We start from the raw sequence: 22,099 nt of genomic DNA on the forward strand, positions 1-22,099 counted from the left end.
TATGGACTTGAACGCGTCGCGTCAAGGTACGGTGCGTCGAGTTCTGTTCAAACAGGAATTTTCATCCCTGCACCGCCCTCGCGGGATTGTGATGAGCCGATTAATGCGGCAATTGTCTGGCCAACAGCGAAGAAGCCAAGCGAGAAGCGATCTTGTTTTCCATATCGAAACGCAGCGAAGTCGAGCCTTTTCATGCCATGGATGTGTTGGCGGAGGCGACGAAGCGGCGGGCAGCGGGTCACGCCGTTATCTCGATGGCGGTCGGCCAGCCCTCGCATCCCGCGCCTCGAGCTGCGCTCGAAGCGGCACGCGCCGTCCTTGTCGAAGGCCGGATCGGTTATACGGATGCGCTGGGGACGGCGCGGCTGAAATCCGCACTTGCCTGGCACTACAGGGACCGTCACGGCCTGGAGATCGATCCCAAGCGCATCGCGATAACCACAGGTTCCTCGGCAGGGTTCAATCTTGCCTTTCTGTCGCTTTTCGATGCCGGCGATGCCGTGGCGATCGCGAGACCGGGTTATCCCGCTTATCGCAACATTCTCGGCGCGCTTGGGCTGAAGGTTCTCGAAGTGCCGGTGACGGCCGAGACCCACTTCACCCTGACACCTGAGAGCCTCGAGGCGGCGCAGCAGCAAAGCGGCGTCAGGCTCAAAGGCGTGCTGCTCGCAAGCCCCGCCAACCCGACCGGCACGGTGACCGGCCGTGACGGGTTGAAGGCGCTTGCGGATTACTGCGCGGCCCAATCCATCGCCTTCATCTCGGATGAAATCTATCATGGGCTGACTTTCGCTGGGGAGGAGGCGAGCGCGCTTGAGCTGACCGACGAGGCGGTCGTCATCAACTCCTTCTCCAAATATTGCTGCATGACTGGCTGGCGAATCGGCTGGATGGTGCTGCCGGAGCGCCTGGTGCGGCCGATCGAGCGGGTGGCGCAGAGCCTCTATATCTCGCCGCCCGAGCTCTCCCAGATTGCAGCGGTGGCCGCGCTTGGCGCAAGCGAAGAGCTTGATCATGTCAAGGCGAGCTACGCCGCAAACCGCGCGCTGCTGCTCGACCGCCTGCCCAGGATCGGCCTTGCGCCCGCTTCGCCGATGGACGGCGCCTTCTACGCCTATATCGATGTTTCGCGCTTCACCAATGACAGCATGGGTTTTGCCAAACGCATGCTCGCAGAAATCAACGTCGCGGCGACGCCGGGCCTGGATTTCGATCCGCTGGAGGGACATCGAACATTGCGTCTCTCCTATGCGGGTTCGCAAGGCGAGATCGCCGAGGCGGTGGAGCGGATAGCAGTCTGGCTGAAGTAGGGCTGCGGGGGCAAGCGGCTGCTTGCCCACCTGCTCCCAGAGCTTCTCCGGGTTAGATTGAAGCATTCTGCCGGAGCAGGTTTTCGTCAGGGCAAAGGCGATTGGCGACGGGCATACCCCAGGTACGTCCGAGCCGATCGCCTTTGATCATGGCGGAAGCATGCCCGGCCCTTCGGGTTGGCTGAAACGGGCCGGCTGATCGACCGGCCGGCTTGGCCGTAGAACTGGGCTACGACGCGCGCCGGCCGGTCGACCATCCGACTCCGTTTGAGCCAACAGAATGATTCAATCTAACCCGGAAAAGCTCTAAACTAGCTGCGCGACGAAAACAGCGAGGCGAGCGTCGAGGCGGGCTTGTTGTTCAGCCGCGGCACCACCACGAGCTGCTTGATCTCGCCGCGTTTGTAAGCGGCCAGAAAGCGCTTGTAATCCTTGAAGGAAACGCAGCCGTTGGAATCGCCGTTCTTGCCGAGCATATAGGTGTGGGCGAGCAGGCCGACGCGGTCGAAGATGGCGTCCGAGCCTTCCACCGGTGTCAAACGCAGCGCTTCGACACCGTGAAAGAGGGCCTCGCGCATCGTGAGGACATAGGTGTGCGGCGGCGTCGGTCCGCGCATCTTCTTATCCACGTAGCGCGGGTTGTCGCGCATCTTTCCGAGACCGGAATGAGCCTCCAGCCGTTCGCCGTTCGGCAGGTAGACGGTGCTGTTTTCGATGTCGTAGATCGCGACGCCTGCCCGCAGTTTCGGCGAGAAGACCGGCTTGTCGTAGCGCGGCACGGCATCGTCCTCATCGTCCACGATCGGCGAGTTCGGCTGGGCATAGGCCAGGGCCGGCCCAGCTGAGCGCTGCGCACCCTTGGCGGCAGGCGCCGGTTTGCCGATGAGTCCGTCCGGACGCGCCATCGGCAACGGCACGGAACCTGCGTCGGGCGACAGGACGAGATCGAAGGGTTGATCCTCTGCCGTTGCGACCACCACCGGTGCTGATTCCGTTGCAGGAACTGAGGCGGTCCTGACAGGAGACGCGATCGGCTCGATCGGGGCCGGCGCGATCTGCCGGGGGTCTGCATCGGCAAGCACCAGCATCGCCTGGAGTTGGGCTGCGGCGACGGCCTCCTTCGACGGGACGATGATCCGGTTGCTGTCGTCTTCTTCAATCTCTGCCGAGGCGAGTTCGACCGGCGGCAGCGCGATCGCATCATCCTTGCGGAACTTGGCACTGTCGGAAATCGCGGCGACGACCGGTTGCTCGGCGGCCGTGACGAGCCGATTGCTTTTCGCAAGAGCTGCCAATGCCGTTGCGGCGGCGGCAGTCTTTTCGGCGTGAGACTGGATGAGGCTTGCCGTCAGCGGCATCTTCGGCTTTGCGTCGAAGGCTGTCAGCCGGTCACCCTTGCCGACATGGATCAACCGCTCAAGGCGAGCTGACGGCGCCACCTTTGGGGCGGCCCCGATCTGTGCCAGCCGATCGGGTGGAGAAAAGGGCGTGGCCACCGAATGCATCGTTGCCAAGGTCGCGATCAGCCATGTTGAGGTTAAAAGCCCGGCGCCGACGACACCGTAAAGAAAACCGCGAGATCTGCGCGAACGCAAAGCAGATCCGCCAAGAGGGGCGACGTTATCCAACGTCCCTACCGCAAACGCCATACTACACTCGTCTTTCAAACTCGCTACGCAGGCCGGCGGCACTGACTGACTAAAACTTCGCCGGGGCCGGTAAGGGCGCAAAGGGGCCGAATTTAGGCCGCCCGCGACTTCCGACTGTTTCGCGAGGATGACGAATTATGGTTTCTAATTTGTTTACGCGATATCGCTGTTTCTTGGGATGTCCCAAAAAGAGATGCCTGCCGGCGTCTCAGGTGCGTTCCATCACATAACTTCCCGGTGCTTCTTCGATCGCGTTCAGCGCATCGCCGCCGGGTTTGCGCGCCGCAACGCGTCTGCCGTCCTGCGTCTCGATCCACGCCTGCCAATGCGGCCACCACGATCCCGGCGTCTCGGTGGCCCGCTCGAGCCAGGTCTCATAGTCGCCCTTGGCCGGGCCGCCCGTCCAGAACTGGTATTTCTTCTTGTCGGGCGGGTTCACGACACCGGCAATATGTCCCGAGCCGGTGACGACGAATTCCACCTTGCCGCCGAAGAACTGGCTGCCGAGGAAGACCGATTTTGCGGGCGCGATGTGGTCCTCGCGTGTGGCGAGATTATAGATTGGGATCTTCACATCCTTCAGCGATACGCGCTTGCCGTCGAGGATCATCTCGTTCTGCGTCAACGCATTGCGCAGATAGCAGTTTCGCAGGTAGAAGGCGTGGTTTGCCGCCGCCATGCGCGTCGAATCGGCGTTCCAGAACAAGAGGTCGAAGGGCAAGGGCTCCTGGCCCTTGAGATAGCTGTTGACGAAATAAGGCCAGATCAGCTCGGAAGCGCGCAGCATGTTGAAGGCCATCGACATCTTCGTGCCGTCGAGATAGCCGGTCGCCTTCATATGCTCTTCGAGCGCGGCAAGCTGCTCCTCGTCGACGAAGACCTTGAGATCGCCGGCATGGGTGAAATCAACCTGAGTGGTGAAGAGCGTCGCGGTCTTGATGCGCCGGTTTTTCTCCTTGGCGTGCAGCGCCAGTGTCGCGGCCAAAAGCGTGCCGCCGACGCAGTAGCCGACGGCATTGACGTCCTTCTCGCCGGTCGCCTTCTCGATCGTCTCGAGCGCGAAATCGACGCCCTCGCGGGCATAGGCCCCCCAGTCCTTCTCGGCGTGACGCGCATCCGGATTAACCCAGGATATGACGAAAACGGTCTGGCCCTGGTCTACGCACCATTTGATGAAGGATTTCTGCGGGTTGAGGTCGAGAATATAGAACTTGTTGATCCAGGGCGGGCAGATCAGGAGTGGCCGCTTCAGCACGGTTTCGGTCGAGGCTTCGTACTGGATGATCTGGCAGATATCGTTCTGGGCGATGACTTTTCCCGGGGTCAGCGCCATGTCGCGGCCAACGGCGAATTTCGTCATGTCGGTCTGTCGAAGGCGAAGCTCGCCGTTCCCGGCAGCGATGTCCTCGGCGAGCATCTTCATGCCGCGCACCAGGTTTTCGCCGTTGCTTGCGATCGTCTCGCGGTAAAGCTGCGGGTTGGTAGCGATGAAGTTGCTCGGCGAAAGCGCTGCCGTGATCTGCTTCACGTAGAATCCGGCCTTGTGCTTGGTGTGCTCGTCGAGGCCGTCGGTCTCCGACACCAGCTTGTCAACCCAATCGCTCGTGACGAAATAGACCTGGCGGAGGAAATCGAAGAACGGATTTTTCTGCCAATCCTCGTCGGAAAAGCGTTTGTCCTTGCGGGTGTCGGGCTCGGGCGGCAGGGGCTCGCCCTGCATCCCGCGCGTGCCCTGCACGCGCTGCATCGAGCGCATCAAGATGCCGAAGAAGGACGACATCAGCTGAGTCTGCGCCTCGAAGGTGCGGCGGGGATCGGAAATCCAGTATTCGGTGACCTTGGAAAGCGTCTTGACCATATCGGTCATGGGATCGATGGCGGTTTCGGTGATCTCGCCGCGTTCGCGCGGCGCAAGCCAGGCCGAGGCGGCCTGACCGAGATTTTCGAGCGCCCGGGCGAAATTCATCGCCATGGTCTCGGGATCCTTCAGCAGATAGGGTTCGAGATCGGTCGCGTCGAAACCGGTCTTGTCGCCATTCTTCTGGCCGCCACGCTCCTGCTTGCTGTCGGTCACCATTTCCTCCGGCGGCAGCACTCTTTTTATCCGTTTGTTGTACATCGTGACCGAACGAGAAAACAAGTTCCACCCGCATCGGCTCGTGCTATTGCTTTGTGGCTGCGACAAATTTAACAGTCGAGGCAATCAGAACTGGATTTTGAGGCATGATCAAGAACGGCATTCGGCGCATCGCAACCTTCAACCGCATCGCATTGATCTGCGCCGCGGCGGCGATGACCCTTGCCGGATGCAATCTGACGGCGGAGGAAAAAGCCGCAGCCGCCGCCAAGCGAGCGGCGCCGACCGCCGTCGTCATGCCGGCAACCAAGGGCGAGGCGGTCGAGGGCGGTCTGACGAAATCACCGGACGGCTATCCGAATTTCGGCGCGCCGCTGACGGCGGCCAATGTCCAGATGAGCGACGAGCAGGCGGCCGAACTGCAGCATCAGTTGACCGCGCTTACCGCCCGGCGCAAGGCCGGCACGATCTCGGAAGCCGAATATCAGGCCAAGGTCGCTGAAATGCGCCGCCTGGCTGCCGAGCACGGCGCGCAGACGCTCTCCGAAATCTCCAAATAAATCTTGCCTTTCAGGCAATTTGGACGCAAAGCCTTCCGGATGGATCGGAAGATGCGATTTTCCCGATAATGCGTGGTTGTGCGGCCTTTCCGTCAAAGATTTGCCGCTTGGCTTGGGTCTGATGAATACGGCGCTGCGATTGTGAAGTTCGTGTCGCAGCCGCCGGAAGACGGAACGAACTTCGACCGCGGCTTAAAATGCCGCCTTTCCATGGGGAATGAAATGGAAGAGTTTCACAAAGTCCGGCGTTTGCCGCCTTATGTTTTCGAACAGGTCAACCGTTTGAAAGCAAGCGCGCGAGCGGGCGGCGCCGATATCATCGATCTCGGCATGGGAAACCCTGACCTTCCGACTCCCCAGGCGATCGTCGACAAGCTGTGCGAGGTCGTACAGGATCCGCGCACGCACCGTTACTCCTCGTCCAAGGGCATACCGGGCCTGCGCCGTGCCCAGGCCGCCTATTATGCCCGCCGTTTCGGGGTCAAGCTCAACCCGGATACCCAGGTGGTCGCCACCCTCGGCTCCAAGGAAGGCTTCGCCAATATGGCGCAGGCGATCACCGCGCCCGGCGATGTCATCCTTTGCCCGAATCCCACCTATCCGATCCACGCCTTCGGCTTCCTGATGGCCGGTGGCGTGATCCGCTCGATGTCGGTTGAGCCGGACGAGACCTTCTTTCCGCCGCTTGAGCGCGCTGTCCGGCATTCGATCCCGAAGCCCCTGGCGCTGATCCTCAACTATCCCTCGAACCCGACGGCCTTTGTCGCGACGCTCGATTTCTACAAGGACGTCGTCGCCTTCGCCAAGAAGCACGACATCATCGTGCTGTCCGACCTTGCCTATTCGGAGATTTATTTCGACGACACGCCGCCGCCGTCGGTTCTCGAAGTGCCGGGCGCAATGGATGTGACGGTCGAATTCACCTCGATGTCGAAGACGTTTTCCATGCCCGGCTGGCGCATGGGCTTTGCCGTCGGCAACGAGCGGCTGATCGCTGCGCTCACCCGCGTCAAATCCTACCTCGATTACGGCGCCTTCACGCCGATTCAGGTGGCGGCGACGCATGCCCTGAACGGCGACGGCTCCGACATTGCCGAAGTTCGCAACGTCTATAAGCGCCGCCGCGACGTCATGGTCGAAAGCTTCGGCAAGGCCGGCTTCGAAGTGCCGCCCCCGGCAGCCACCATGTTCGCCTGGGCGAAGATCCCGGAAAAGTTCCGTCATCTCGGTTCGCTTGAGTTCTCCAAGCTGCTGGTCGAGAAGGCCGACGTCGCCGTTGCTCCGGGCATCGGCTTTGGCGAGATGGGCGACGACTATGTCCGTCTGGCGCTTGTCGAGAATGAACACCGCATCCGTCAGGCTGCGCGCAACATCAAGAAGTTCATGTCGACGGCAGACGAGACGATGCATAACGTCATCTCGCTCAACGCCCACCGTTAATTCCAACTCTTGGGCAGCCGCGTTCGGCGGCTGCCGCCACAAGACATTTCAGGATCGATCCATGGCAGATGCCCTCAAAATCGGCATTGCGGGCTTAGGCACCGTTGGCGCCTCGCTTGTCCGCATCATTCAGCAGAAGAGCAATGAGCTTGCCGTCACCTGCGGGCGTCCGATTACGATCACCGCAGTTTCCGCGCGCGACAAGACGCGGGATCGAGGCGTCGATCTTTGCGGCGTCACCTGGTTCGATCGGCCCGAGGATCTGGCCGAAAAGGGTGATATCGACGTCTTCGTCGAGCTGATGGGCGGCGCCGAAGGGGCTGCCAACGTCTCGGTGCGCGCCGCACTTCAGCGTGGTCTCCATGTGGTGACAGCCAACAAGGCGCTGCTCGCCTATCACGGCGTCGAGCTTGCGACGATCGCGGAAGAGAAGGGCTCGCTGTTGAATTTCGAGGCGGCGGTCGCCGGTGGCATCCCCGTCATCAAGGCGCTGCGCGAATCGCTGACGGGCAACGCCGTCTCGCGCATCTACGGCATCATGAACGGCACCTGCAATTACATCCTGACCAAGATGGAGAAGGAGGGGCTTTCCTTCGCCGAATGCCTCAAGGAGGCGCAGCGGCTGGGTTATGCCGAAGCCGACCCCGCCTTCGACATCGAGGGCAACGATACCGCCCACAAGCTCGCTATTCTGACGACGCTTGCCTTCGGCAATCGCATCGCGGCCGACGACATCTATCTCGAAGGCATCACCAATATCTCGATCGAGGACATCCACGCCGCCGCCGAGCTCGGTTATCGCATCAAGCTGCTCGGCGTCGCCCAGCGCACGGAGACCGGCATCGAGCAGCGTGTGCATCCAACCATGGTGCCGGTCGATTCGGTCATCGCCCAGGTCGACGGCGTCACCAATGCGGTGGCAATTGAATCCGACGTACTCGGCGAACTGCTGATGGTCGGCCCTGGCGCTGGCGGCAAAGCGACGGCTTCGTCCGTGCTCGGCGATATCGCCGATATCGCCAAGAGCCAGCCGGGCGCTCAGCGCGTGCCGGTGCTTGGCCATCCCGCAAAGGCGCTGGAGCCTTACCGCAAGGCACAGATGCAGAGCCACGAGGGCGGATATTTCATCCGCCTGACTGTGCTCGACCGCACCGGCGTCTTTGCAAGCGTCGCCACCCGCATGGCGGAAAACCACATCTCGCTCGAATCGATCGTCCAGCGCTCCACGCAGCACCTGGCCCCATCGCATCACCAGACGATCATCCTCGTCACCCATGCGACGATGGAGGAATCCGTGCGCAAGGCGGTCGCCTCGATAAAGTCGGAAGGTTATCTCTTCGGCGAGCCGCAGGTGATTCGCATCGAACGGCCGAAAGAAGAAGCTTAAGCATTTCTGCTGGGCACATGAGCCGCTCTGTCTCTGGCAGGGCGGCTTTTCGATTCGTTCAGTCTCCTTGGCGGAAGTTATATTACCAAATGCCGAAATATTGATATAAATAAAACCATAGATGGTGAGTCGTCGGCGTGGAGTATTTCATGAGCAAGGACAGCCACGCCGGAAAAGAGCATGGCAGCCCGAGCAAGGTGCCGCCAGCCCGCCCTGATATGTTTGCGGACATCCTCAAGCCGGTGATCCCTGACATTCGTGACGAGAGCCATGACGAGGCCCTTGACGATGAACACACGGAAGGCCGCAACTGGGCTATCCTGCTGACGCTGTTTTCGGTTCTGCTGGTGCAGATCGGCGGCATCGCCGTGATCGTCTGGCTGATCTTCTGGTAAAAATCCGTGTCTGCAAATCCATCGCTATGTTATCTCCGCTGCTCCTGTAGAAAGAACAGATGAAGTCAGCGGAGTTGGGCATGGCAGATCTCGTCGATCCGGTACAGCGCGCGTTTCTCGGCGTGGAGAAATCCGCGCTCGACAATCGCTGGGTTGCAAGACTCGATCAGGCAGGCCAGAACCGGGCGCTGGCCATGGCGCAGGTTCATGGGCTGCCGGATCTGATCGCCCGTGTTCTCGCAGGACGCGGCGTTCCGGTGGACGAAGCGATCGAATTCCTCGATCCGACGATCCGCAGCCTGATGCCTGATCCTCACACGCTGACCGATTGCGAGAAGGCGGCAACCCGCCTCGTGCGTGCGATCGAGCGCGGCGAGAGCGTGGCGATTTTCGGCGACTACGACGTCGACGGCGCCGCGTCCTCGGCGCTGATGTTCCGCTTTCTCAATCATTTCGGCGTCAAGGCAAACATTTACATTCCCGACCGCATCTTTGAAGGTTACGGCCCCAATCCGGCGGCGATCAACCAGCTGATCGACAACGGCGCCCGACTGATCGTCACCGTCGATTGCGGCTCCACCAGTCACGAGGCGCTTGCGGCCGCCGCCGCGCGCAACATCGACGTCGTCGTCATCGATCACCACCAGGTGACACATGAACTGCCGCCCTGCCATGCACTCGTCAATCCGAACCGTGAAGACGATCTGTCGGGGCAGGGGCATCTTTGCGCAGCCGGCGTCGTCTTCATGGTGCTGGTCGCGACATTGCGGCTGCTGCGCGCGGCCGGCAACAAACGCATCCTGGCGCTCGACCTGCTGCAATGGCTTGATATCGTGGCGTTGGCGACGGTCTGCGATGTCGTGCCGCTGAAGGGCCTCAACCGCGCCTATGTGGTGAAGGGGCTGGTCGCTGCCCGGCACCAGAGCAATGCCGGGCTTGCCGCGCTCTTCCGCAAGGCGGGGCTCGCGGGCCCCGTGACGCCTTATCATTTCGGCTTTCTGATCGGCCCGCGTATCAACGCCGGCGGACGGATTGGTGACGCCGCACTCGGAAGCCGCCTGCTGACGCTCGATGATGCCGGTGAGGCGGAAATGATCGCGCAGCGCCTCGATGAGCTCAATCGCGAACGCCAGGCGATGGAGGCGATGATGCTGCAGGAGGCGGAAGCCGAGGCGCTTGCCGAATATGGCGACGGCGAGGGCGCCTCCGTCATCGTCACCGCCCATGAGAAGTGGCATCCGGGCATCGTCGGGCTTATCGCCGCGCGGCTGAAGGAGAAATTCAAGCGGCCCGCCTTCGCGATCGCTTTCGATCCTTCCGGCCGCGGCACCGGCTCGGGCCGCTCCATCAATGGTTTCGACATGGGCAGGATGGTGCGGGCTGCGGTCGAGGAGGGCATCCTCGTCAAGGGCGGCGGCCATGCCATGGCGGCTGGCCTGACGGTCGAGCGCGCCGATCTCGGCAGGTTGAGGACCTTCTTCACCGAGAAGGCCGCAAGGACGGTGGCGAGTCTCGTCGCCAACGAGACGCTGAAGATAGACGGTGCGATCGGCGCGAGCGGCGCCACGCTTGAACTCATCGACCGTCTGGAAGCCGCTGGCCCCTATGGCTCCGGCCACGCCCAGCCGCTCTTTGCCGTACCGGCGCATCGGGTGCGAGACGCGCGCCTTGTCGGCGAGAAACATGTGAAGGTGACGCTGGAGGCGATGGACGGTTCGCGGCTCGATGGAATCGCCTTTCGCGCCGCCGACACCGGCCTCGGCGATCTTCTCATCAATTCACGCGGCGCGAACCTCCATGTCGCAGGCTCGCTCGGCGCCGAACATTACCAAGGCGCACGCCGCATTCAGCTGCGCATCTGCGACGCGGCGCCGGCAAGATAGAATGGTTGAGAAAAAACGCTGTCGGATGAGCGAATATAAGGAAGTAGAGTGGCACGCCCTAGGGGAGTCGAACCCCTCTTCCCAGAATGAAAATCTGGTGTCCTAACCGATAGACGAAGGGCGCTTCCTTCGTGGTGGCGCCCTTATAGTCAGCAGCTTCGAAAGCCGCAAGCGCCAAGGCGCGAAAAAATCACAGTTTTCGCCGATTTTTTTGGGCTGTGGAAAACCGTGGCGCTGCGAGGCCTGATAGCTGGAAATATCGATCCGACGGGTGGTGGCGACAATCACAAGCTCAATGGTACGCCCTAGGGGAGTCGAACCCCTCTTTACAGAATGAGAATCTGTCGTCCTAACCGATAGACGAAGGGCGCAGGCCAGCCTCGTTAAAATAGGCGTGTGCGCCGGCTTCTGCAAGCGGATGCGATGGCTTCTATATGGAGAGAAAGTGGCACGCCCTAGGGGAGTCGAACCCCTCTTCCCAGAATGAAAATCTGGTGTCCTAACCGATAGACGAAGGGCGCTTCCTTCGTGGTGGCGCCCTTATAATCAGCACCTTCGTATGCCGCAAGCGGCAAATTCGATTTTCTTCAAAAAAATGACAGATATTTTCGCGGCGGAGTCATTTGAGATTACCTGTGTCGAATCAACGGCTTGCGCAGCTTGCCAGAAGCGCATGAAACTCAGTTGACGTAAGGTCAGGGGGTAGGCTTGCGATATCAGATCGCCCTTGCTGTGGTCACCGGTGCCCGTTTGCCACCGCAGCCCCAGTTCCAGTCGCGGGTCTTGCCGGTGTCGAGGTGGACCGAGTCGGTGTGGCAATAGGTGCCAACGCCGCCGCGATCGGGCAAGGAGCGGATATAAGTGGCGATATCCCATTTGGATACGCCGTCGATCTGAATGTCCGCCGCCTCACAGCTCTTGTGCATCGATTCGTCGGCGCCGCCAACGAGGCGGTTATGTTCTTCGTCGCGATAGCCGGATGTGACGATGACAGGCCGGCCGAAATGGTTCTCGACCGTCTTGATCACTTTCAGCAGGTTCGGCTTGAAGCAGCCGACCGCGACATGATCGTTCTGGACGTGCAGCCCGTTCGGCGCAACGCGCGTCATGCCGGGCAGGGCGGCTTTGTGCAGGAGGCCGGAAAGACTGCCGAGCAGGTTCTGCTTCGGTGCGCTGTAAAGCGCGTTTGTCGTCGAGGCCGGGATAGCGCCTGTCGCCAGCGAGGATGTTTGTACGGGTGCAGGCTTCGTGTCGGAATTTTCCGACGATTGCTGCGGCAGCACCGGTGCTGCCGGCTGTGAGGGGATGATCGGCTGGCTGTAGACGCTGCTTTTTGCGGGCGCCACTCCGTCCGTCGGCGCATAGGCTTGCGGCTGAATGACGGTGGACGTGCTGTTGTTTTGCGGCGGCGGCTGGTGATCCGAAAAGATGCTCATCGCCTGCGCGTTGATTCGTGTCGACTGCATGACGAGCCCGCCTATATTGGCAGGCGCCGCCATTGCCGGATCGGCCGGCGGGACGGCGGCACTCGCATCCCCTGCCACGACCTGTGGCGCGGCCTGGGCGCCGGAGACATTGACGAGCCGGGGGTCGGAATTGACTGAGCGCGGGGCAGATTTCACGGGCGCCGTTGCGCCAAGCTGTGGCGCTGCGGCCGCCGTCGCCGGAACCGCCGGAACGGCCGCGGCGGAATCGAGCGCCTTCTTGCTCGATACGCAGCCCGAGAGCGCCAGCATCGAGGTGGCGATCAGCAATGCGCCGGTAATGGGCATCCGCGTCTCAATATTACGCAAGCAATCAGTCTCCGGTTGATGCGGAAAACGGCGAAATATCGCCATCCTCCGCTTCGAGTCATCGGGAGATTGCCTAAGGGGCCGGGTCGCGGCAAGCGCCAAGGCGCCGGTCGGACCCGAAATCGCAAAAGCCGCAAGCTTCGCAAAAGCCTTGGGGCCAAAACCCTTACCAGGCGCCGGTATTGCCCATCGAAGCCCAGGGTTCGGCGGCCGGAAGCGGGCTTCCCTTCTGCAGAATTTCGATCGAAATGCCGTCGGGCGAGCGCACGAAGGCCATGTTGCCGTCGCGCGGCGGCCGGTTGATGGTAATGCCGTTATCCATCAGCTTTTGGCAGATCGCGTAAATATCATCCACCTCATAGGCGAGGTGGCCGAAATTGCGTCCTCCGCTATAATCCTCCGTATCCCAGTTGTAGGTAAGCTCGAGGCAGGGGGCTTTTTCGCTGCGCGCACGGTCGAGATCGTCGCGAGCGGCCAGGAAAACCAGGGTAAAGCGGCCCTTCTCGTTTTCGTGACGGCGAATCTCCTCCAGTCCGAACAGCGTGGTATAGAAGGCGAGCGAAGCGTCCAGATCTTTGACGCGAACCATCGTATGAAGATAACGCATTCTATCTACTCCTTTATAGGGGCTGGCCTTTTTGGCGAGCCGAGGTCAGCTTCGGGCAAGTCATCTTTATAAAATGTGCAGCTGGGAATAACCGAAAACTAGGACTTGCGCTTATCCGTTACCAAGATGTTAATCTTGATTTCAAGAATCAGTTAACCGTAACAGTGTGACGCGTATTCGAGGGGCTGGCGATAATGGCTGATAGGATTTCATCGAACGCATACACCGATGTCGACGAGCTGTCGTCAGAAGCGGTCGATCTTGTCGAAATCACCGGTGTCGTCAAGTGGTTCGACGTCGCCAAGGGCTTCGGCTTCATCGTGCCTGATAACGGCATGCAGGATGTTCTCCTGCACGTGACCTGCCTGCGCCGCGACGGCTACCAGACGATCCTCGAGGGAACGCGCATCGTCGCCCTTATCCAGCGTCGCGAGCGCGGCTACCAGGCCTTCAAGATCCTTTCGATGGATCAGTCGACCGCCATTCATCCCTCGCAGCTGCCGCCGGTGCGCACCCACGTACAGGTCACCGCGACGAGCGGGCTCGAGCGCGCGCTCGTCAAGTGGTTCAATCGCACCAAGGGCTTCGGCTTCCTCACGCGCGGTGAGGGCACCGAAGACATTTTTGTGCACATGGAAACGCTGCGCCGCTTTGGACTGACGGAGTTGCGCCCTGGCCAGGTCGTCCTCGTCCGCTTCGGCGACGGCGAAAAGGGCCTGATGGCCGCAGAGATCCATCCCGACGTTCCGAGCCCGGCAAGCCGGTCGCACTGAAATGCGCGGCATCGTCCTGTTTCATGCGATCAGAAGCGCCGTCATGGCGCTTTTTTTCTTGGTCGCCCTGCCGGCTTTGGCCGACGAGGAGATGCGGTTCGACAAGGAGCCGCTGCTCATCCAGACAGCCGCGGGCAAGATGCTGCATTTCACCGTCGAGGTCGCCGCCACTGGCGATCAGCGCGCCCGCGGGCTGATGTTTCGCAAGTCAATGGCCGATGACGCCGGCATGATTTTCGACTTCGGTCAAACCCGGCGCGTCGCCATGTGGATGGAGAACACCATCCTGCCGCTCGACATGCTCTTTGCCGACGACACCGGCACGATCCGTCACATCAAGGAAAACGCAAAACCCTATTCACGCGACATCATCGATTCGATGGGCCCGGTGAAATACGTCGTCGAACTCAATGCCGGCATCGTCGGCAAATTCGGAATCAAGCCAGGCGACAGAATCGTGAGCGCCACGACGACGAAGGCGAAGTGACGGGCGCGTAGTCGCGAGCGCACCAGCTACGATGCGCCTATCAAGGAATTCGCTGGGATATTGAATGGTCGGAGTGGAGAGATTCGAACTCCCGACCCTCTGGTCCCAAACCAGATGCGCTACCAGACTGCGCTACACTCCGTGCCGTGATTGGCAGCGGGAATACACGGTTCACTTCACCGTCGCAACCCATAAATCCAGTCGTGGCCTGAGATTTCTCACCAGGCCTGTGGACGCAAGAGAAAATCTCGTTCGGGCGTCAATTTATCTGTTGAGCGAATTGGACTCAGAGCGACCGGCCTCAACCGCGGGCGATCAGGCCGATATATTGGGCATAGCTGATCACGACATAGAAGAAAGCGGTGATGACAGCTCCTATCATAATGGCATTGAACTCTGCCGAACGTCTCATGATGCGTGCAATCCACTGAAACCGATTGAGCCGCAACCTAGTGCCGGTGGCTGGCTGCGGCAATCAGGTTGTGATCACAACATGAGACAATTGGTAATATTGCGCAACTGCCCGGAATTCCTGTAGTTTTGACTGGGATGGCAAAGCGACATGAGGGAAGAATGTGCTGAGCCGCCTTCCCCAACACATTGGCGCATCGTCGGTGTGGCTGTGGCTACGGCGTCGCGATCCGCTTTTTTCTTGAAAAAACGGGGATTCGCGGATAAGCAAAATTCATCTCTTCGCGTTGTCGCTGACGACGAAGCAAAGGCCCGGCAACGGGATTGAGACCATGAAAGGCGGGGCGCGCTATCCCCCGCATATTCGGAGATGCCGCAGTCATGTCTGCCAAGATCTATCGTCCTGCTAAGACCGCCATGCAGTCCGGCAAGGCCAAGACCCACCTCTGGGTGCTTGAATTCGATCAGGAGTCGCCGCGCAAGATCGATCCGATCATGGGCTACACGTCCTCGGGCGATATGCGCCAGCAGGTAAAACTCACCTTCGAAACGCAGGCGCTCGCCGAAGCCTACGCCCAGCGCAACGGCATCGAATACCGAGTCATCGCGCCGAAGGACCCGGCCCGTCAGGTGGTGGCCTATCCGGATAATTTCCGCTATACCCGCACGCAACCCTGGACGCATTGAGAATTCTCGTCCACATATGCTGCATTCGGCCGCGCCTCTTGGGCGCGGCCGGCAGTGGGCCCCTTAGCTCAGCTGGATAGAGCACCTGCCTTCTAAGCAGGTTGTCGCAGGTTCGATTCCTGCAGGGGTCGCCACCTACTTCGTAAGTGTCTGTTTTTACACTTGAATCTGGCGAAAAACCCCTCATTGAGTTTAGATTGAGGGGTTAGGCTGTTCTCATTCAGTTTCGCAGCGCCCGAAATAGCTAACCTCTTTTTATCGGCCTTGCGCGTGTAGTGGTTGGCCATGGCATCGCTTCGCCAGCCAAATCGCGCCTCAGTTCGCTGTTGCTATTGCCGCTTTCTGCCAGCAGCTGGGCAAGCGTTTTCCTAGGCCGTGCGCCCGGCCTTCCACTTCTGCCTCGGCGCACATGTCCCCGAACCAGTTCCCAAATGCGGCCGCGCTCCTGAACGGCCGGCCGTGAACTGGCGTGACCAGGTAAGCGAGGTGATCAGTTTTCGTCACCTCGAGCACCGCCTTCAGATCCGGGTGCATCGGGATATAAACCCACTCGTCGTTCTTGCCGACGCGATACTCGATCACGTCGCCCTTGATGTGTTGCGGGCCGATTCGGAAGATGTCCGACCGACGAGGGCCGGTGAAAAGCAGCATGTCCCTGGCGAGCCGCGCCTGCGAGCCTTCGGGGTGGGTCGCATAGAACTTTTCGACGTCGGCTGCTTCCCAAGGCTTGAAGCCATCGGTTTTCGCCTTCGGCATCTTCACGTCGCGGCTGGGTTATGCTTCAAAATGCCAGCATCAACGGCAGAGCAAAAAGATAGCCCATGATCTTGAGGTATGAGATCGCCGCAAAAGGGGTATCGGCCCGGCGGTCGCGGCCGGCTGCGATTGTGGCTCTGTCGATCTTTGACAGGATCATCTTGCCGCCTGTCTTGCAAACTGCCTTCAGCACGTTGGCGCGGGCGCGCTGCGTTGACGGCTTTAATCCCTTCAATGCTGCGCTTTCCTGATATTTGTCGACGAGCCACTGCAGGGTGTGCCGGCTAGGCTCCGGCTCGGTGTCTTCCTGGGCCATGCACCGCTTGTAGTCGGCGACGAATTCTTTCGAGCCCCAGTCACCCCTCAGGCGCGTTCTCTTCCCTTGCCGACACGGAAATACCAACGGACATTGCCGATCGGCGGGCTGATGGAATGGCTACGGCTACCGTGAAACGTCGATGGGGAATTTGGAGTAGTTACAATTGTTCAACGAATAGAAGGACACGTCGTCGTCTAATTTGTTGGCCGAAAGTTCCCATTCAAAGGTATCTTGGCCGCCCAGACCAGCTATCAAAGCCATCGTGCCAAGCTCCCGCAATCGATCCGGAGGGGGGTACGGAAAGCCATACAATGTCGCCTTCTTGCCGGTGAACGTGCCTTTGATGACCCTCTTAATCTCCAGATCGATCCGTATCATTCGGTCCGGAAAATCCGGACCGAGCAGCAGGCCGGACGCTCCGATCCAGAACGATGTCACGCGTGCCTCAACCACGAGCTTGGCCTTCGCAAACGTATCGTCACGACATGGAGGTGTAGCGGCGGCCACGCCTGGAAAGGAAAGCATTAGGGTCAGAATTATCTGTATGCACAGTCGCAGAGATGAGTTTGCAAGCATCTGCGGAATCGGTATCCCTATGGTTTAGCCGATGCTATTTCAGAAGGATTGTGTGAGGCTTAATAGCACCACCGTAAGCGGTGTTCTCGGGTCACGGTTTGATGGTGGCTTGGGTCTGACCGATACCAGCCGATTCATCGGCCCGTAACGCTTTCTTGATCTCGATAGCAGCATCAACGAAACTGTCGAACTCCTCTGCATCGAAAGGGTAATATTGATAGTTGCCCGATGCTTTAGAGGCTAACACCACATAGACGCCGCCGCTTCCGCTATCGCGTTTAATACGCAAGGACATAATGCAACTGCCGTTCATAATTTGAACGTCTGATTGTCGGATTATCTTTCCAGTCAGCACTCTCTTCAATGATTTAAACAGTCCCGCCACCTAACCCTTAGAACTCCAATAGCAACATCGTTTCTCATTGGTATCATCGTGTACAGCGGAACGAAAGCTTAGCGGTTTGTCGCGAGGGGCTTGGCAAAATTGCATAATGGAATCAAAGGCGCTCATTCGCCCATCAAAATAAGGAGATTTCATTGAAATCATTAATTTTCGACAATTCGCATTCCTGCAGGTCGCCACAAATTCAATGACTTGAATCTGTCCCATCACCAGCCTGAAGGAGCTTGGTCATTGGACCCTTGCATTTGGACGGTCGTCCGGCCAATCCGGCGTACGGCCGCCCCCCGGCCAACTGTCTCTGGAAGCAGAGGACAACACGCTAGACCGGCGCGGAACTCTGATTTCGCAAAACTTCGAAGAGGCGCCACCTGATCACCAGCAATCTTCCGTTCGACGAATGGACAGAGCCCAGAGCGCCGAATGGGCGCTCTGCTGATCCGCATCACCCGCCAAGTCAACGTCCTCGAGATGAACGGCGACCGCTTTCGCCACGTGCAAAGCTGCACCGGAAAGGCGGGCTGACACCTGTAAAAAAAAATGCAGCGCGTGGATGGGATCGCCGCTCGGGCTCCGCCCTCCCGGCTTGCTCATCCACGCGCTGAAGTAGCCGAAGCTTGCGCGCCGCGTGGCGGGTTTTTACTCCGCCGTCGACATACTTCCGATTGTCAGCCCGATTGTTGCGGCGATCGAACGACCGCCACAACGAGTATTAGTTACAGGAGAAAATCGCTTGCCCCCACCTGTACGTGGCCCTGCAGCTGAATCTCGAAGTCATGAACGCCGTCGCCGTTCAAGTCGGCCTGAATAACGGTATGGTCGTCCTCGTAGTGCCAGGCGAGCGCGCCAGCCTTCTTGTCAAACAAGGCATTCTCCTGCGCCTGGAAATGGAAGGCTGCATCGCCAAGCGCAGAGCCATTCGCATCTATCGCTGAGAGGTCGATCTTATCGACGCCGTGCTGGAAGTCGGTGATGACGTCGCGGTCCCAGCCCGACCCGGTTTCCGTCGCTGTTTTGAAGACAAACGTATCCGAGCTGGTGCCACCGGTCATCATGTCCTTCCCGGCACCGCCGATGATGACGTCCCCGCCGGCGCCGCCGTTCAGCTTGTCCGCGCCGGCCCCGCCATTGAGAACGTTGCCGCCGTTATTGCCGCCGGTCAGCACGTCGTCATGGCTTGAGCCGATCAGGTTTTCGATGCTGACGAGCTTGTCACCGGTGGCGTGCCCGCCCGATGCGGTCCAAGTCGCCAAGCTGACGTGGACCCCGGCGTCGGAGCCCGCGTAACTGGCCGTGTCATTGCCGCTACCGCCGTCGAGCACGTCCGCGCCGGCGCCGCCCTTCAACAGGTCATTGCCGGCGAGCCCCTTGAAGGTTTCGTTGCCGCCGTTGGACTGACCGGTGTGTGGCATGATGTCGTTGCCGTTGGTACCGGTGTATAGCTTCGTCGTCGTGGTCGGCGTTCCCGTGGTTGGGGTCTCCGTAGTCGGCGTGGTCGGCGTTCCCGTCGTCGGCGTCCCGGTGGTCGGCGTTCCCGTGGTGGGCGTTTCCGTCGTTGGCGTCCCGGTAGTCGGCGTACCGGTGGTAGGCGTTGTTGGTTGCGTCGGTGCGGTCGGCGCGGTTGGCGTTCCCGATACCGGGGCAGAGCCGGATTCGTAGGCACCCATATCGACAGTTCCGACTACGCGCGCGTCGCCGTCGAGATCGACTGAGCTGACCCCGTACTTGCTGGTTCCGCTGTCAACCGCCGCCGAGCCGGAGCCGAGGTGGAAGTCGTCGCTCGAGGCCCCAAGGAACTTCGGGTCGACGCCGAGCTTGTTGCCGTCCGCCGAGCTGGGCATTGCGTTGCCGCCATCGGTTTTGACCGAGGCCTGTCCGGCCGTGCCGTTGTAGGTGATGTTGTTGGCCCAGACGACGTTCTTGTTGGTGTAGGCGTCGGTGGACGTATTATCGATCGCAGTATTGTTCTTGTTCAGCGATGGGTCGGCTACGGCGATGTTGTTGACCCAGGTGTTGTTGCTCGACGCCGAGTTGCTGAGCTCGCCCCGCCAGGTGCCGGTGTTCGCCGGGTCTTGATTGTTGTGGTACGCGGTGTTGTTCTTCACGGTGACGGAGTCGCTCCAGGTAACCTGGATACCTTTGCCGCCGTTCCCGTAGACGAGGTTGTTGTCGACCAGCGTCTTGAATGTGTAGTTCGGATTACCGCTCGCCTGCGTGCTCTGGAAATCGTCAATGATGATGCCGTTGCCATCGGTGTGCTCACCCGACTTCGTGATGTTGTCGTGCGAGATGTTGTTCCGCACGATCGTCCGGTAGCCGTCAGTCGAGGTGTCGCCGGTGATGTTCCGGTTCTGGTAGATCGAGATGCCCGAGAACCAGCCTGTGGAAGCGTTATTGTAAGTCTCGTTGCCTTCAATGCGGATGAAGTCCGACTGGTTGAACTGGATGCCCGACTCCCCGCTGCCGTGGACCTTATTATTGAGAATCTGGACGTGGTGGACATTGTTTGCTTCGATCCCGTCGCCGTTGGCGCCGGCGATGTCAAAACCGTCGATGACCACGTGGTTGGCGTTGACGCTGATCGCGTTCCACGAGCCCGCGGGCGGCCGGATCAGCGCCCCGCCCGGCACTTCCGAGCGCAGCGTGATGTCGCCTGCCGCCGAGCCGTCCTTGTCGATGTTGATGGCCTCATTGTAAGTCCCCGCCTTCACCACGACCTCGTCGCCAGGCTTAAGGTTCGAAGCCATCGCCTCACTGATCGTGCGAAAAGGAGAGGAGGCACTGCCGTTACCGCCGCCGCTGCTGCTCGAAGCTACGTAGTATGTTGTCATGGTTTTGTTCCTCAACTTCAGCGTTGTCTAATATTTCGTAGTTAATCATGTGTTGCGGCGGGGTTTATAGGGCGAGGTTTTGAATGGTGCAACAGCACCGAAACAGTAAGTACTTGAGAATCATAGCCATATTGCTGCCACAATATCCGGATCACTCCCAAGTTACATTTTGAAATATTTGCGGAAATTCGATTCGCCCAAATTGGGACAAAATATATGTCTCGCTTTCCGCGAATTATTCTTTCTGCAACCACAGCGACATCCGCTTATTGAAAAGATTAGGAAAATCTGATGGATGTGACCGGAATCCTGCCGCCGACGCGGGATCCAACATTTTTTCTGAATTTTTCAATTTTTGGCAGTTTCGCCTTCACGATTGGGGCCAATTGAGATGGCCGTGGCGAGGCCGGCCCCCTCACCAGGGTGCTCGATTCGATCATGAGTCGCTTTCAAGACTGATTAGATAATGGGCACACCGCTCCTCCGCCGACACATGCTAGCAGGTGAAATTCGCCTTCGAAGCGCAGGCTCTGGCGGAAGCCCATACTCAGCGCAACGGCATCAAATGCGTGTGATCGCGCCGACAGAACACCCTTCAGGTGGTGGCGTATCCTGATCAATCCTGAACTCGAACCCCGCCAATTTAGAGGGCGTGGGCAGGGCAATTCATCCGCGGCTCGGGTTCCAATCGCCAGATTATAAGGGAAATTTGCTCGGACCCATCATCTGGCATGGAGGCGGCTGATCCCAATTGCGCCGCGGGTCCGTCGGCGTCACATCGAGCGCCACGGCGAATGTTCAGACGCTCTCGGCCTCGCAGTTCTTCCATAGGAGAGAGAAATATTGATCTTCTTCGTGGCTGGTCTTTCCGATACCGGAGCCATGACGATTTCGGTTGGCTGTCATGTCGTCATGCAGGCGGCAAGCAGTTCCATGGAGATCATCTTTGATACATCGCGGACGCGAATAATATTGTCCAAGACTGTCCAGTAATCGTCGCAAGAGGTTTATTTCGTGTGGTGCGACGCAGCCAATACAAAGACAGAAATTCTGAGGATGTCGCCGAAAAGTTGAAATGTCGTAGGATTACATATGTTCAACCTGCGCTATACTGTTTCATAGCTACAATAGGTAGGATTTGGCTGCTGTAGAGGGCGTGTACCCTCCCTGGCAATTCTTAGTGGGAGAGTATGAGAGCGATCTTCCCGAGCATAAGCGCTGCTGCATTTCTATATGCAATGAATGCCTACGCCGTTGATCTTCCTGCGGGGGCAAAAAAGGCCACAATGGACGAGTTCAAAGCTTTCGCTGACGGCAAGCAGGTGGAAGTAGAAATTCTCGATCTGAAAAAACCTGTAACCGCCGAACTCGTTTGGAGTTGGAAGAAGGGGACTACGACCGGCAGGGCCGATGTCGCCGGCAAAATGATCGACGTGAAAACGAAACTCACCTTCAAAGGCGATAAGGCCTGTTCAGCCGGCAAAGGCGAAAAGCCAAGCTGCCATTTTATCTATATCGACGGCGACAAGTTCTACGAAGTTCGAGATGACATGAAGTACAGGCGGTGTCGACCGTCGGTTGAGGTCCGCGTTGCCCTGAAAGCAGCGCTGCAGCTTCCGTCATCCCTGTGGTAATTGCCGGACGGCAACGGCCGGCCATCCGACAGCCGCCAAAAGCTGATATGCGGCCGCCGCCGTCGACAAGCCACGCCAATACAGCCGTGCTTATGTTCCTGGCTTTTGAAGTTCTATGGCAGAC

The 22,099-nt window shown here is 59.4% G+C and carries 19 protein-coding genes and 5 tRNA genes; 11 read left to right on the plus strand and 13 right to left on the minus strand.

The annotated features are described in order from the left end of the window. Nucleotides 1-152 precede the first annotated feature (152 nt). Nucleotides 153-1,310, plus strand: coding sequence for a pyridoxal phosphate-dependent aminotransferase (locus HJC04_RS15040; RefSeq protein WP_221146554.1), 1,158 nt, complete (start codon nucleotides 153-155; stop codon nucleotides 1,308-1,310). 311 nt (nucleotides 1,311-1,621) lie between these two features. Here the strand turns inward: HJC04_RS15040 and HJC04_RS15045 are convergent, their stop codons facing one another. Continuing rightward, on the minus strand, nucleotides 1,622-2,959 hold the full coding sequence (locus tag HJC04_RS15045) for a DUF2778 domain-containing protein (protein ID WP_210631541.1): 1,338 nt from the start codon (nucleotides 2,957-2,959) through the stop codon (nucleotides 1,622-1,624). A gap of 208 nt (nucleotides 2,960-3,167) precedes the next feature. After that, nucleotides 3,168-5,078, minus strand: coding sequence for a PHA/PHB synthase family protein (locus tag HJC04_RS15050; RefSeq protein ID WP_409078115.1), 1,911 nt, complete (start codon nucleotides 5,076-5,078; stop codon nucleotides 3,168-3,170). 104 nt (nucleotides 5,079-5,182) lie between these two features. Here HJC04_RS15050 and HJC04_RS15055 point away from each other — a divergent pair, with 104 nt between their 5' ends. The 5 genes from HJC04_RS15055 to recJ all read left to right on the plus strand — a co-directional run bounded on the left by HJC04_RS15055 (nucleotide 5,183) and on the right by recJ (nucleotide 10,701). Next, nucleotides 5,183-5,596: a hypothetical protein gene (locus tag HJC04_RS15055; RefSeq protein ID WP_210631540.1), complete on the plus strand. Its 414-nt coding sequence runs from the start codon at nucleotides 5,183-5,185 to the stop codon at nucleotides 5,594-5,596. 222 nt (nucleotides 5,597-5,818) lie between these two features. After that, nucleotides 5,819-7,036: an LL-diaminopimelate aminotransferase gene (locus HJC04_RS15060; RefSeq protein ID WP_210631539.1), complete on the plus strand. Its 1,218-nt coding sequence runs from the start codon at nucleotides 5,819-5,821 to the stop codon at nucleotides 7,034-7,036. 61 nt (nucleotides 7,037-7,097) lie between these two features. Beyond that, the gene (locus tag HJC04_RS15065) at nucleotides 7,098-8,423 is read left to right on the plus strand and encodes a homoserine dehydrogenase (protein WP_210631538.1); all 1,326 of its coding nucleotides are present in this window, start codon (nucleotides 7,098-7,100) and stop codon (nucleotides 8,421-8,423) included. 149 nt (nucleotides 8,424-8,572) lie between these two features. Beyond that, nucleotides 8,573-8,818, plus strand: coding sequence for a hypothetical protein (locus HJC04_RS15070; protein ID WP_210631537.1), 246 nt, complete (start codon nucleotides 8,573-8,575; stop codon nucleotides 8,816-8,818). An 80-nt stretch (nucleotides 8,819-8,898) separates the two neighbouring features. Continuing rightward, nucleotides 8,899-10,701, plus strand: coding sequence for a single-stranded-DNA-specific exonuclease RecJ (recJ, locus tag HJC04_RS15075; RefSeq protein ID WP_221146555.1), 1,803 nt, complete (start codon nucleotides 8,899-8,901; stop codon nucleotides 10,699-10,701). Between the two features lie 49 nt (nucleotides 10,702-10,750). Here recJ and HJC04_RS15080 read toward each other — a convergent pair. The 5 genes from HJC04_RS15080 to gloA all read right to left on the minus strand — a co-directional run bounded on the left by HJC04_RS15080 (nucleotide 10,751) and on the right by gloA (nucleotide 13,101). Next, nucleotides 10,751-10,825 (minus strand) — tRNA-Glu (locus HJC04_RS15080). A 172-nt stretch (nucleotides 10,826-10,997) separates the two neighbouring features. Further along, nucleotides 10,998-11,072, minus strand: a tRNA-Glu gene (locus tag HJC04_RS15085). Between the two features lie 75 nt (nucleotides 11,073-11,147). Beyond that, nucleotides 11,148-11,222: transfer RNA gene (locus HJC04_RS15090), tRNA-Glu, on the minus strand. Between the two features lie 195 nt (nucleotides 11,223-11,417). Further along, on the minus strand, nucleotides 11,418-12,473 hold the full coding sequence (locus tag HJC04_RS15095) for a YcbK family protein (RefSeq protein ID WP_405047656.1): 1,056 nt from the start codon (nucleotides 12,471-12,473) through the stop codon (nucleotides 11,418-11,420). A 187-nt stretch (nucleotides 12,474-12,660) separates the two neighbouring features. After that, on the minus strand, nucleotides 12,661-13,101 hold the full coding sequence (gene gloA / locus HJC04_RS15100) for a lactoylglutathione lyase (RefSeq protein WP_085778026.1): 441 nt from the start codon (nucleotides 13,099-13,101) through the stop codon (nucleotides 12,661-12,663). Nucleotides 13,102-13,295: 194 nt separating this feature from the next. Between gloA and HJC04_RS15105 the strand changes: the two genes are divergently transcribed. After that, complete coding sequence (locus HJC04_RS15105) at nucleotides 13,296-13,874, plus strand: cold-shock protein (protein ID WP_210631534.1); 579 nt, start codon at nucleotides 13,296-13,298, stop codon at nucleotides 13,872-13,874. Nucleotide 13,875: 1 nt separating this feature from the next. Further along, nucleotides 13,876-14,361, plus strand: coding sequence for a DUF192 domain-containing protein (locus HJC04_RS15110; protein WP_210631533.1), 486 nt, complete (start codon nucleotides 13,876-13,878; stop codon nucleotides 14,359-14,361). Nucleotides 14,362-14,426: 65 nt separating this feature from the next. On the opposite strand, the gene HJC04_RS15115 is transcribed toward HJC04_RS15110, so the two are convergent. Further along, nucleotides 14,427-14,503 (minus strand) — tRNA-Pro (locus tag HJC04_RS15115). A 650-nt stretch (nucleotides 14,504-15,153) separates the two neighbouring features. Between HJC04_RS15115 and HJC04_RS15120 the strand changes: the two genes are divergently transcribed. Together HJC04_RS15120 and HJC04_RS15125 are read left to right on the plus strand one after the other, a co-directional pair. Further along, nucleotides 15,154-15,459, plus strand: coding sequence for an ETC complex I subunit (locus HJC04_RS15120; RefSeq protein WP_008526983.1), 306 nt, complete (start codon nucleotides 15,154-15,156; stop codon nucleotides 15,457-15,459). A gap of 57 nt (nucleotides 15,460-15,516) precedes the next feature. Next, nucleotides 15,517-15,593: transfer RNA gene (locus HJC04_RS15125), tRNA-Arg, on the plus strand. A 181-nt stretch (nucleotides 15,594-15,774) separates the two neighbouring features. On the opposite strand, the gene HJC04_RS15130 is transcribed toward HJC04_RS15125, so the two are convergent. From HJC04_RS15130 to HJC04_RS15155, 5 genes are all read right to left on the minus strand, one after another. Then, entirely contained in the window at nucleotides 15,775-16,215 is a 441-nt protein-coding gene (locus HJC04_RS15130; RefSeq protein WP_221146556.1) for a hypothetical protein, read from the minus strand. 25 nt (nucleotides 16,216-16,240) lie between these two features. Then, complete coding sequence (locus HJC04_RS15135) at nucleotides 16,241-16,531, minus strand: hypothetical protein (RefSeq protein ID WP_221146557.1); 291 nt, start codon at nucleotides 16,529-16,531, stop codon at nucleotides 16,241-16,243. Between the two features lie 126 nt (nucleotides 16,532-16,657). Continuing rightward, the gene (locus tag HJC04_RS15140) at nucleotides 16,658-16,972 is read right to left on the minus strand and encodes a hypothetical protein (RefSeq protein WP_311043569.1); all 315 of its coding nucleotides are present in this window, start codon (nucleotides 16,970-16,972) and stop codon (nucleotides 16,658-16,660) included. Between the two features lie 229 nt (nucleotides 16,973-17,201). Next, on the minus strand, nucleotides 17,202-17,495 hold the full coding sequence (locus tag HJC04_RS15145) for a hypothetical protein (protein WP_221146558.1): 294 nt from the start codon (nucleotides 17,493-17,495) through the stop codon (nucleotides 17,202-17,204). Nucleotides 17,496-18,226: 731 nt separating this feature from the next. Next, a complete protein-coding gene (locus tag HJC04_RS15155; RefSeq protein ID WP_210631529.1) occupies nucleotides 18,227-20,341 on the minus strand; it encodes a choice-of-anchor Q domain-containing protein in 2,115 nt (704 codons plus the stop codon). A gap of 1,190 nt (nucleotides 20,342-21,531) precedes the next feature. On the opposite strand from HJC04_RS15155, the gene HJC04_RS15160 reads away from it, so the two are divergent. Continuing rightward, the gene (locus tag HJC04_RS15160) at nucleotides 21,532-21,975 is read left to right on the plus strand and encodes a hypothetical protein (protein ID WP_259668876.1); all 444 of its coding nucleotides are present in this window, start codon (nucleotides 21,532-21,534) and stop codon (nucleotides 21,973-21,975) included. The last annotated feature ends 124 nt before the right edge of the window (nucleotides 21,976-22,099 follow it).

It is taken from the genome of Rhizobium sp. NLR8a (assembly GCF_019685235.1).
In the GTDB taxonomy this organism is placed as follows: domain Bacteria; phylum Pseudomonadota; class Alphaproteobacteria; order Rhizobiales; family Rhizobiaceae; genus Rhizobium.